This window comes from Pseudomonas sp. GW822-FHT05A08 (genome assembly GCF_058800485.1).
Window position 1 is genome coordinate 4,981,055 of the sequence record NZ_CM179511.1, and the last position, 11,446, is coordinate 4,992,500.

Below are 11,446 nucleotides of genomic sequence, written 5' to 3' on the forward strand. Positions count from 1 at the left end.
GATTCGATAAACACTCAAGCCATTTCCAGGCGGTGGACGGCTGCATGGCGACGGGCCAGGGCCAGCACGCAGAGCAGCGAAATGGTCGCGATCAGGCTGTAGAACAGCGCCATCGGCCACCACTGGCCGGCGAATTGATGGGCCAGCCAGGTGCCGATCAGCGGCGTCAGGCCACCGGCTACGGCGCCGCAGATCTGATAGGCCAGGGAGATCGCGGTGTAGCGCACGCGGGTCTCGAACATGCCGCTGACGTAGCCGGCGATCACCGCATAGAAAGACGCCATGCACACCACCGCCAGGGCGATGCCGAGGATGATCAGTGGCGCCTGGCCGCTGCTCACCAGCACGAACATCGGGTAGGGCGAGGCCATGGCCAGCAACGACACCAGGCACAGGAAGCGCGTGGCGCCGATCTTCTCGGCGGTCCAGGCCGCCAGGGGCTGGATGCAGAACTGGATGATCGCCACCACGAACAGGCATTCCAGGATCAGCGAACGCGGCAACCCCAGTTGCTGGGTGCTGTAGGCGATCATGAAGGTGTTGGTGAAGTACACCCCGGCAATCCCCAGGGTGTTGGCGCCGATGCACAGCAGCAGCGGGCGCCAGGCGCTGTGCAGCACCTCCATCACCGGCGCCTGTTCCTTGCGCAGACTCTTGTGCGCCTGCTCGCGGCTGGCGAGGAATTCCGGCGACTCATTGACCCCCAGGCGAATCGCCAGGCCCACCACCAGCAACAGCGCACTGGCGAGGAACGGCAGGCGCCAGCCCCAGCTCATCAGGTCTTCTTCGGGCAGGCGGGTGACCGCGCTGAAGGCCAGCAGCGACAGGATCAACCCGGCCGGGCTGCCCAACTGCGCAAAGGACGCGAAGAAGTTGCGCCGGCCCTTGGGCGCATGCTCGCTGGCCATCAACACTGCCCCGCCCCACTCGCCACCGACGGCGATGCCCTGGACGATGCGCAGTAGGATCAGCAGCACCGGCGCCGCCGCGCCGATCTGTGCATAAGTCGGCAGCAGGCCGATGCACACCGTGACCACGCCCATCATCAGCAGGGTGATCACCAGGGATTTCTTGCGCCCGATACGGTCGCCGATATGGCCGAACACGATGCCGCCCAATGGTCGGGCGAAGAAGCCCACGGCGAAGGTGCCGAAGGCCGCCATGGTGCTGAACAGTTTGTCGTCGGAGGGGAAGAACAAGGCGCCGAACACCAGCGCCGCGGCGGTGGCGTAGATGTAGAAGTCGTACCACTCGATCATGGTGCCGATAAAGGCGGCGGCGGCCGCACGGCGCGGCTGTGGCGAAGCTGAAGGCTTCATGGATCGTGCTCCTTTGATTATTTTTCTGGCAGGAGAGAACGGGAACGCAGAGGCGCTCTGGCGGCGCCTGTCTGGGAGGGATTTATCGTCGCGGGCCTATAATTAGTCAATTTTCTATTTATTATGCTGATTATTACTTCTACTTATTATCAGCCCTGTCCTTCGACCCAGAGCCCCGCGCCATGTCCAACCGCCTGCCCGACCGCCTGCTCAACGACCGCCTGGACTGGAACCTGCTGCGCACCTTTCGGGTGATCGGCCAGGAGCTGAGCATCAGCCGCGCGGCCGCTCGCCTGCACCTGACCCAGCCGGCGGTGAGCCAGGCCCTCAAGCGCCTGGAGGAACAATTGGGCCGCCAGTTGATCGCCCGGCGCGGACCACGTTTTGCCCTGACCGAAGTCGGCGAGCAGATCTTCCACCTGGCCGGCGAGATCTACGGGCAGATGTCCCAGGTCAGTGGCGTGCTGGAGCAGCCGGCCGACGAGGTGATCGGCAAGGTGCGCCTGCTGATGATCAGCCGGATCTTTTCCGCGCGTTTCGATGACTTCCTCGCCGACTTCCACCGCCAGCATCCGCGGGTCGACCTGGAGATCGAGGTGCTGCGCAGCTCGGACATCGTCAGCGCCTTGCAGGAGAAAACCGCGACCCTCGGCCTGAGCCTCAACCGCCGGCCCCAGCCGCGCCTGGAACAGCGGCTGTTCCTGCGCCAGCGCTATGCGTTTTTCTGCGGCAAGCACCATGGGCTGTTCGGCCAGCAGAAGGTGGCCGAGGGGGATTTGCAGCGGGAGAATTTCGTCAGCTTCACCAGCGACCAGATCGGCGGCATGCTCTCGCCGCTGACCATCTTTCGCGACCAACAGGGTTTCAGCGGGCGCATCGTCGCCTCGTCGCCGAGCCTGGAAGAAGTGCGGCGCCTGGTGATCGCCGGCTACGGTATCGGCTGCCTGCCCGAGCATGTGGTGGCGGCCGATGTCGAAGCCGGGCTGCTGTGGCGCCTGCCGCCCGACGAAGGCATCGCCGACGTCGATATCCATCTGCTGTGGAACCGAGAACAGCGCATGAGCCGCGCCGAGACGGTCTTTATCGAAGCCTTACAGGCCTGCCTGGGCGCTCAGTAACCCTGTGCCCTGTCCACCTCGTTCAACAGCGCATCGCCGGCTTGCAGCCGCCGCAGGTTGTCCGCCACCTGTTCGGCAATGCAATCGTGGGAAGCCGCCGAGGCCATGTGCGGGGTGAGAGTGACCCCGGGGGTGCTCCACAACGGATGATCGGCCGGCAGCGGCTCCTGTTCGAACACATCGAGCAAAGCGCCGCGCAACTGGCCGCTGGCCAGGGCCTGTTGCAGGTCGTCGAGGTTGAGGTGGCCGCCGCGCCCGACATTGACCAGCGCCGCGCCATGGGCCAGCCGGGCAAAGCTGTCGCACCCGAGAATGCCGCGGGTCTCGGCGGTCAGGGGCAGCAGGTTGATCAGCAGTTCCACTTGGTCGAGAAAGGGCTCCAGCTGCCCCGGTCCGACCAAGGTTTGTACCCCCGCCAGGCGCTTGGCGCTGCGGGCCCAGCCGCGCACGTCGTAGCCGGCGGCGGCCAGGTCGAGGGCAATGGCGCTGCCCAGGGAACCCAGGCCCATGACCCCGACCTTGAACTGCCGCGCCGGCCGTTGCAGCGGCCGCTCCCAGTGCCGCTCGCGCTGCTGCTGCAGCACCCGGTCGAAGCCGCGGTGATAGTGGATCACCGCCCAGCGCAGGTACTCGGTCATGCCCTGGCGGTGGCCCGGGTCTACCACCCGGCACACCGGCAGGTCCGGGCACGAAGGGTCGTGTTCCAGGTGGTCGATGCCCGCCGCCACCGAATGAATCATTTGCAGGCTGGGCAAGCGCCCCAGGCTGCCGGCGGGTGGAAACCAGCAAGCGGCGACCTGCGCCTGAGCGGCACGCGGATCGTCGGCCAGCACCGCCTGGACCTGTGGCGCGCAGCGGGCGAAGGCGGCCTGCAATTGCTTGAGCAACAGGCTGTCGCGGGACAGCAGCACCACGAGGCTCATGACAGATAGGACTCGCGCTGGGACTCGATCAAGGTCAAGGCGGCCTCCCAGGCCAGCTCGATGATGTGGTCGGCGTCGTCGCGTTCGAACTGTTCGGCGGTGTGGGCGCAGACCTGCGGCGACGGGTAGTTCAGCTCGCAACCGCCGGCCAGCGCCTGGACCTGGGCCTGGCAGGCACGCTCGAGAAAATGGATCTCCTGGAACGCATGGGCGACGCTGGCACCGCCCACCAGCAGGCCGTGGTTACGCAGGATCATCGCCTTGTGCGGGCCAAGGTCGGCGATCAGGCGCTCGCGCTCGTCCAGGGACAAGGCAATGCCTTCATAGGTGTGGTACGCCAGCTTGCCGTAGAACTTCAGCGCGTGCTGGCTGATGGGCAACAGCCCCTGTTTCTGCGCGGCCACTGCGATGCCGGCGGCGGTGTGGGTGTGGATCACGCAGTTGAGGTCCGGGCGCGCCATGTGGATCGCCGAGTGGATGACGAAGCCGGCGGCGTTGACCCGGTGCCCGGCGTAGTGCGGGTCGACGATGCGCCCCTCCTGGTCGATGCGCACCAGGTCGCTGGCACGCATGCGGTCGAAGATCACCCCGTAGCGGTTGATCAAAAAATGATGCTCGGGCCCTGGAATGCGCAGGGTGATGTGGGTGTCGATCAGGTCGGTCATGCGAAAGTGCGCGACCAGTCGATACAGGGCCGCCAGCTCGCAGCGGGCCTGCCATTCAATCGGGCTCATGTGTTCGGGTTTGCTCACGAATACACCTCTTTGGCAGCGTGGTGGACAGTCGGGTTGGCGCGCAGCCGGGCCAGGCCGCAGACGCCGATCAATGACAGGGCCGACAGCAGGCTGAAGAACACCGCCAGCGGCAGCCACTGTCCGGAAAACTGGCTGGCCAGCAGGGTGCCGATCAGCGGCGTGCTGCCACCGGCGACCGCGCAGGCCAGTTGGTAGGCGATGGAGATCCCCGAGTAGCGCAGGTGCACCGGGAAGGCCTGGGTCATGTAGCCGGCGATCACCGCGTACAGCGCCGAGAGAATCACCACCGCCAGGGCGATGCCAAGGGTCATCAGCACAATGTTCTGGGTGCCGACCAACAGGAACATCGGGTACGGCGTGGCCATGCACAGCAGCGCCACCCACTTGAGGAAACGCCCCTCGCCGATACGCTCGGCCAGCAGCGCGGAGACCGGCTGGGACAGCAGCTGGATGATCGTCACCAGGAACAGGCAATCGAGAATAGTCGCCCGGGAAATGCCCTGGTACTGGGTCACGTAGGTGATCATGAAGGTGTTGGTGAAGAAGAAACCGGCCGAGCCGATGGTCACCGCGGCGGCGGCGAACAGGATCTGCTTCCAGCAGCTGCGCAGCACTTCCATCACCGGGTACTGGGCGGTTTCGTTGTTGTCCCGGGCCTTGGCGAACTCCGGCGACTCATGCACGCCGGAACGGATCATCAGGCCGAACATCATCAGCACGCCGCTGGCGAGAAACGGCAGGCGCCAGCCCCAGTCGAGGAAGTCCTGCTGGTCCAGCCCGGTCACCAGGCGGAAGGCGATCAACGCCAGCAGCAGGCCGGCCGGGCTGCCGAGCTGGGCGAAGGAGGCGTAGAAGGTCTTGCGTTTGGCCGGGGCATGTTCGCTGGCCATCAGCACCGCCCCGCCCCACTCGCCGCCCACGGAAATGCCCTGGATGATGCGCAGCACGATCAGGCTGATGGGCGCCCAGATGCCGACGCTGGCGTAGCTGGGCAGCAAGCCGATGCCGGTGGTGGCCAGGCCCATCAGCGCCATGGTCACCAGCAGCATTTTCTTGCGCCCGAGGCGATCGCCGAGGTGGCCGAACACCATGCCGGCCATGGGCCGGGCGATGAAGCCCACGGCGAAGCTGCCGAAGGCTGCCAGGGTGCTCATCACCGGGTCGCTGCTGGGAAAGAACACCTGGCCGAGGACCAGGGCCGCGGCCGTGGCGTAGATGTAGAAGTCGTAGAACTCGATGGTCGTGCCGATAAAGGCCGCCGCCGCGGCTCGGCGCGGCTGAGGAGTGCTGTGCATGCAAGGACCCTGTGTATTTGTAGTTTTGGGCAGGTGCGGAAGGCTGATCACGCGGCGCTCTCTGGCGCTTGTGGGCTTTATCGCCGTCATGCCAGGATTAGTCAATTTTCAAATCCTTATCTTTGCTATTAGCACCGCTACTACATGGAGCCGCCATGCCCGCACCGCTCTCCACCTCCAACCCCTGGGTCGGTCGGCGTTTCCTCAACGATCGCCTGGACTGGAACCTGCTGCGCACCTACCTGGTGATCGGCCAGGAAGGCAGCATGAGCCGCGCCGCCGCGCGCCTGCACATCACCCAGTCGGCGGTCAGCCAGGCCCTCAAGCGCCTGGAGGAACAGCTCGACTGCGTGTTGATCGCGCGCAGCGGGCGGCGCTTCGAGCTGACGGAAACCGGGGAGGAAGTGCTGCGTATCGCCACCGATATCTACGGCGATATCTCGCGCCTGGGCACGGTGCTGGAGAGCCGCAACGACGACGTGGTGGGCAAGATCCGCATCCTCACCGTCAGCGGTGTGCAGGCGCCGCATTACGACGAGTTCCTCGCCGATTTCCATGAGGCCCACCCGAAAATCGAGCTGGAAGTCGAGGTGATGGGCAGCTCGGACATCATCAGTTCGCTGCTGCAAAAGACCGCGACCCTGGGGGTCGGGCTGTGCCGCCTGCCACAACCCAGGCTGGAACAGCGGGTGCTGTTTCGCGAGCGATATGCCTACTTCTGCGGCCAGCGCCACCGGCTGTTCGGCCAGCAAGGCCTGACCCTGCAACAGCTGGCCAACGAGAACTTCGTCAGCTTCACCAGCGACCAGTTGGGGGGCAACCTGTCACCGCTGACGCTGTTTCGCGACCAGCAGGGCTTTACCGGCAAGATCGTCGCCTCCTCCACCAGCTTTGAAGAGATCTATCGCCTGATCTGCGCAGGGTTCGGGATCGGCTGCCTGCCGATCCACCTGGTCAGGCGGGATGTCGAGCAAGGGCTGCTCTGGCGTTTGCCGCCGGACGAGGGCGTGGTGGATTTCGATATCCAGTTGCTGTGGCACCGGGAACAGAAGATGAGCCAGGCCGAAACCCTGTTCCTGGACAGCATCCAGCACATGCTCAGTATTCGTGAGCAGGTGCCGGACAGCCTGATGTTCAAATGACTCAGGCGTGGGGAACGTCCGGCCCCTTGCCAGGGCTGGCGTATTGCGGCTTCAGGTGGCCTTGCTGATCGAGCAGCCAGGCATCCATGACCTGACGTACCACGGGGCCTGCGACCCGGCCGCCGGCCTCGCCGTTCTCGATCATCACCGCCACCACGATCTGTGGGTGCTCGGCCGGCGCGAAGCCGACGAACAAAGCATTGTCACGATGGCGCTCGCGGGTCTTGAGACGGTCGTAACGCTCGCCCTGTTTGATCGCCACCACCTGCGCCGTACCGCTCTTGCCGGCGATGCGGTATTGCGCACCGGCCGCCGCGTCGCGCGCGGTGCCCCGGGGCGCGTGCATCACCATCTGCATGCCGTGGCTGACCAGGTCCCAGTCGACCGGGTCCTTGAGCCGGATGTTCGGCATCGGGTGTTCGTCCACCGGCGCCACGCCATCGACGGTCTTGGCCAGATGAGGGCGATTCCACACGCCCTTGTTGGCGATCAGCGCCGTCGCCTGGGCCAGCTGTAGCGGCGTGACCTGCATGTACCCTTGGCCAATGCCGAGAATTACCGTCTCGCCAGGGAACCACGGCTGACGCCGGGTGGCGCGCTTCCAGGCCTGGGACGGCATCAGCCCCGGCGCTTCCTCGAACATGTCCAGGGAGACTTTCTCGCCCAGGCCGAACATCGCCAGGTAATCGTGCAGGCGATCGATACCGAGCTTGTGCGCCAGGTCGTAGAAGTAGGTGTCGTTGGAACGCATGATCGCCGCGTCCAGGTCCACCCAGCCGTCGCCGCTGTGGTTCCAGTTGCGGTATTTGTGGTCGACGTCCGGCAGTTGGTAGTAACCCGGATCGAACACTCGGGTCGAGGCGTTGACCACCCCGGAGTCCAGCCCGGCGATCGCCACCTCCGGCTTGATGGTCGAACCCGGCGCATACAGGCCGCGCAGCACCCGGTTGAACAGCGGCCGGTCGATGGAGTCGCGTAACGCGCTGTACTCCTTGAAGCTGATGCCGGTGACGAACAGGTTCGGGTCGAAGCTCGGCTTGCTGACCATGGCCAGCACTTCGCCGGTCTGCGGATCGAGGGCCACCACCGATCCGCGACGGTCGCCCAGGGCCGCCTCGGCCGCCTCCTGCAACTTCACGTCGAGGCTGAGCACGATGTTTTTCCCAGGGATCGGATCGGTGTGCTTGAGCACCCGCATGACCCGGCCCTGGGCGTTGGTTTCCACCTCTTCATAGCCGACATGGCCATGCAGCTGGGACTCGTAGAAACGCTCGATCCCGGTCTTGCCGATCGACTGGGTGCCGCGGTACTCCACCGAGTCCAGGACCTTGGCTTCCTTCTCGTTGATGCGCCCGACATAGCCGATGGAATGGGCGAAGTGCGCGCCCATCGGATAGTGCCGCACGAACTGGGCCTCGACCTCCAGCCCCGGCAAGCGGTACTCGTTGACCGCCAGCACGGCGATCTGCTCTTCGGTCAGCTCATAGAACAGGGTGACCGGCACGAACGGGTGGCGTGACTGCTTCAGCGCCTTGTCGAACAGCGCGCGGTCTTCAGCGGGCAGGTGCAGCAGGCTGACCACCTGGTCCAGCTCGCCTTTCAGATCGGTGGTGCGCTCGCGGGTGATGGTCAGGTTGAAGCTGGGGCGGTTGTCGGCCAGCAGCACGCCGTTGCGGTCGTAGATCAGGCCGCGAGTCGGGGTGATGGGCAGCACGTGCACCCGATTGTTTTCGGAGATGGTCGAGTGATAGTCGAATTCGACCACCTGCAGGAAGTACAGGCGCCCGATCAGGGTGCAGGTGATGGCGACCACCAGGAGCGCGCAGGCCAACAGCCTTTTGTTGACCAGACGCGTCTCTTTTTCGTGGTCCTTGATCGGTATCGGTTCAGGCATTGCTACAGCTTCTCGTGGAATAGTGAACGCTGATCCGTGCGGGTGAATGTCGGTCCCTTGAAAAACGAGCTGCACCATACCAAAAACCGTCCCGGCGCTTTCATGAAGAATTCGGCCGATTCGTGATCCCCGCTCAAGATTGTTGTTCCGATTCATGCATTTTTCCGTGGGCCGGGCCTGGGGATACTGCTGCGCTGTGATCCCTATGACCGTCTTGCCACGGGCGAGACGCCGGAGCCCTTCATGCACCCTCGTTTTCAACGCCTGCTTGGCAGGAACAACTTTTCCGTCGGCCTGGAACTGCCGCTCGATAACGACTGGTCCAGCGATGGCCAACGCCTGCGCCAGATCGAAGGTCGCCCCTTCGGCGTGCCGGACCTCAAGCAGCACGCAACCCTCGCCCGCCTGGCGGACCAGGCCGGCTTTCGCGCGCTATGGGTACGTGACGTACCGGTGTACGACCCGAATTTCGGCGATGCCGCTCAGGTCTTCGAAACCTTTTCCTACCTCGGCTATCTGGCCGGCATCACGCAGAACATCATGCTCGGAACCGCCGCGGTGGTCCTGCCGTTGCGTCAGCCGTGGCTGACCCTCAAGGCCGCCAACAGCATCGACGAGTTGAGCGATGGTCGCTTGCTGCTGGGGGTCGCCAGTGGTGACCGGCCGATGGAGTATCCGCTGTTCGGTGTCGATTACGCCCAGCGCGGAGAGCTCTTTCGCGATGCTGTCGAGCTGTTGCACAGCCAGGGACAGGATCGTTTACCCGAGGGTGCGCATCTGCTGCCACAGCGTCCTGAAGCCGCACCGCTGCTGGTGGCCGGGCTGGGCCAGCAATCGCCGGCCTGGATCGGTGCACACATGGACGGCTGGCTCGCCTACCCGGGCACCCCGGACGAACATCGCCGACGCGTCGCGCTCTGGCGTGAGGTCGGTGGCGACAAACCCTATATCAGCTTCGTCCACCTGGACCTTGCCGCTGACCCACATGCGCCCATGCAGCGCCTGCGCTTTGGTGGCCGCTGTGGGCGCCTGGCACTGATCGAGGAACTGCAGGCCCTGCGTGAGGCAGGCGTGCAGCATGTCGGCCTGCATCTGCGCCGCAGTGAACGCCCGGTGGCCGAGGCCATCGAGGAAATTGCCGAATTCGTATTGCCGAGGTTTCACCATGCCAACTGAATACAACGCCTGGGGCTGGACCGCAGGAGCCGGCCTGGAAGGCCTTCAACTGATCCGCAAGACATTGCCGCAACCGGGAGCGAATGAAGTGCTGATCGCCAATACCGCGATCGCCCTCAACCCGGTGGACTGGAAGATCATCGAGTGGGGACATGCCGATTGGCATACCGGCCGCGTGCCTGGTGTCGATGGCGTTGGTGTGGTGGTGGCCGCGGGGTCCGCGGTGACGCTGAAGATCGGTACACGGGTGGCTTATCACCAGTCGTTGAGCCGTGATGGCAGCTTCGCCGAGTATTGCCTGCTCGATGCCAATGCGGCGCTGCCGCTTCCTGAGTCACTGGATGACGCAGTTGCCGCCAGCCTGCCCAGCCCCGGCCTGACCGCCTTGCAGGCGCTGGATAAGGTCCCCGTTGTAGGTGCACGTGATGTGCTGGTGGTGGGAGCTGGCGGGGCAGTGGGTTCACTGCTGGTTCAGTTGGCGGCGCAACGTGGTTTGCGGGTGTGGGCGACGGCGTCTGCCCAGCACCATGCGCGGTTGCTGGCGCAAGGCGCGGTCGGGGTCTTCGACTATCGGGCAGGCACCTGGCAAACCGAGCTGCAATCGCGACTGGGCGAACGTTGCCTGCATGCGCTGTTCGATACCGTCAGCGGGGCTCAGGCGCGCAGGCTGGCAGCACTGCTGGGTTACAACGGGCACTTGGTGTGTATTCAGGATCGTCAGGAGGCAGCGCCATTGCCGGCGTTCAGCACCGCGATCTCACTCCACGAGGTGGCCCTCAACAGTATTCACGCTTACGGCAGCCGAGCCGACTGGCAACAGCTACGTCAGTACGCCGAGCAACTGATGAGCGGGACTGTATCGGGTCTGCTGCAACCTGCACCGCTGATTGAGTTCGACTTCAACCAACTGCCGGAGAAACTGCGGGCATTGAAGAATGGTGAGCAGCATGGCAAGTGGGTAGCCCGGCTGACCCACAACAGCCTGGGACGTTAACGCCCGCCAAGGGTGCCTTCGGCTTGAGGTAGTTCTTGAGTCGAAGCGCACTGCTCTCCGGTGACTGGAAAGGTTTTTCCGCGCGCAAAAACAAAACCCCAATTGCTTTCGCAATTGGGGTTTCGGAATTTAATCTTGACGATGACCTACTCTCACATGGGGAAACCCCACACTACCATCGGCGATGCATCGTTTCACTGCTGAGTTCGGGATGGGATCAGGTGGTTCCAATGCTCTATGGTCGTCAAGAAATTCGGTGTGCCGAGTCGTCTTTCGACGCTTCAGCAAATTGGGTATGCGATAGTTTGTGTGTTTTTTCGAACTTTCGGTTCGTTTCGTCTTCACACACCGCAATCTGGCTGTTAAGCGCAAATTGCTTGGGTGTTATATGGTCAAGCCTCACGGGCAATTAGTATTGGTTAGCTCAACGCCTCACAGCGCTTACACACCCAACCTATCAACGTCGTAGTCTTCGACGGCCCTTCAGGGAACTCAAGGTTCCAGTGAGATCTCATCTTGAGGCAAGTTTCCCGCTTAGATGCTTTCAGCGGTTATCTTTTCCGAACATAGCTACCCGGCAATGCCACTGGCGTGACAACCGGAACACCAGAGGTTCGTCCACTCCGGTCCTCTCGTACTAGGAGCAGCCCCTCTCAAATCTCAAACGTCCACGGCAGATAGGGACCGAACTGTCTCACGACGTTCTAAACCCAGCTCGCGTACCACTTTAAATGGCGAACAGCCATACCCTTGGGACCGGCTTCAGCCCCAGGATGTGATGAGCCGACATCGAGGTGCCAAACACCGCCGTCGATATGAACTCTTGGGCG

At 63.8% G+C, this 11,446-nt stretch carries 9 protein-coding genes and 2 rRNA genes (1 of these 11 only partly in view); 4 read left to right on the top strand and 7 right to left on the bottom strand.

The window, feature by feature from the left end:
• Positions 1–14: 14 nt before the first annotated feature.
• Positions 15–1,319, bottom strand: coding sequence for an MFS transporter (locus tag AC3RCP_RS22205; protein WP_492571916.1), 1,305 nt, complete (start codon positions 1,317–1,319; stop codon positions 15–17).
• A gap of 182 nt (positions 1,320–1,501) precedes the next feature.
• Here AC3RCP_RS22205 and AC3RCP_RS22210 point away from each other — a divergent pair, with 182 nt between their 5' ends.
• The gene (locus AC3RCP_RS22210; protein ID WP_087091837.1) at positions 1,502–2,437 is read left to right on the top strand and encodes a LysR family transcriptional regulator; all 936 of its coding nucleotides are present in this window, start codon (positions 1,502–1,504) and stop codon (positions 2,435–2,437) included.
• Here the strand turns inward: AC3RCP_RS22210 and AC3RCP_RS22215 are convergent.
• The 3 genes from AC3RCP_RS22215 to AC3RCP_RS22225 are packed head-to-tail and all read right to left on the bottom strand — an operon-like array spanning position 2,431 to position 5,410.
• Positions 2,431–3,360 (bottom strand): 2-hydroxyacid dehydrogenase, encoded by a 930-nt coding sequence (locus AC3RCP_RS22215; RefSeq protein WP_101338655.1) that lies wholly within the window; start codon positions 3,358–3,360, stop codon positions 2,431–2,433. The two genes, AC3RCP_RS22210 and AC3RCP_RS22215, sit on opposite strands and share 7 nt — an antisense overlap.
• Positions 3,357–4,112 carry a class II aldolase/adducin family protein gene (locus AC3RCP_RS22220; protein WP_007928209.1) on the bottom strand — a complete coding sequence of 252 codons (756 nt, stop codon included), beginning with the start codon at positions 4,110–4,112 and terminating at the stop codon, positions 3,357–3,359. Before AC3RCP_RS22220 ends, AC3RCP_RS22215 begins: the two co-directional genes overlap by 4 nt.
• Positions 4,109–5,410: an MFS transporter gene (locus tag AC3RCP_RS22225; protein ID WP_101338656.1), complete on the bottom strand. Its 1,302-nt coding sequence runs from the start codon at positions 5,408–5,410 to the stop codon at positions 4,109–4,111. The genes AC3RCP_RS22220 and AC3RCP_RS22225 overlap by 4 nt, the downstream gene beginning before the upstream one ends.
• Before the next feature lie 155 nt (positions 5,411–5,565).
• Between AC3RCP_RS22225 and AC3RCP_RS22230 the strand changes: the two genes are divergently transcribed.
• A complete protein-coding gene (locus AC3RCP_RS22230) occupies positions 5,566–6,552 on the top strand; it encodes a LysR family transcriptional regulator (RefSeq protein ID WP_101338657.1) in 987 nt (328 codons plus the stop codon).
• 1 nt (position 6,553) lies between these two features.
• On the opposite strand, the gene mrdA is transcribed toward AC3RCP_RS22230, so the two are convergent.
• Positions 6,554–8,446 carry a penicillin-binding protein 2 gene (gene mrdA / locus AC3RCP_RS22235; RefSeq protein ID WP_101338658.1) on the bottom strand — a complete coding sequence of 631 codons (1,893 nt, stop codon included), beginning with the start codon at positions 8,444–8,446 and terminating at the stop codon, positions 6,554–6,556.
• A 243-nt stretch (positions 8,447–8,689) separates the two neighbouring features.
• On the opposite strand from mrdA, the gene AC3RCP_RS22240 reads away from it, so the two are divergent.
• Together AC3RCP_RS22240 and AC3RCP_RS22245 are read left to right on the top strand one after the other, a co-directional pair.
• Positions 8,690–9,622, top strand: a complete 933-nt coding sequence (locus AC3RCP_RS22240; protein ID WP_101338659.1) for a TIGR03571 family LLM class oxidoreductase — start codon at positions 8,690–8,692, stop codon at positions 9,620–9,622.
• The gene (locus AC3RCP_RS22245; protein WP_492571915.1) at positions 9,612–10,616 is read left to right on the top strand and encodes a zinc-binding dehydrogenase; all 1,005 of its coding nucleotides are present in this window, start codon (positions 9,612–9,614) and stop codon (positions 10,614–10,616) included. Before AC3RCP_RS22240 ends, AC3RCP_RS22245 begins: the two co-directional genes overlap by 11 nt.
• A 133-nt stretch (positions 10,617–10,749) precedes the next feature.
• On the opposite strand, the gene rrf is transcribed toward AC3RCP_RS22245, so the two are convergent.
• Both rrf and AC3RCP_RS22255 read right to left on the bottom strand, forming a co-directional pair.
• A 5S ribosomal RNA gene (gene rrf / locus AC3RCP_RS22250) occupies positions 10,750–10,865 on the bottom strand.
• 139 nt (positions 10,866–11,004) lie between these two features.
• Positions 11,005–11,446, bottom strand: a 23S ribosomal RNA gene (locus AC3RCP_RS22255); it runs 2,450 nt beyond the window's last position.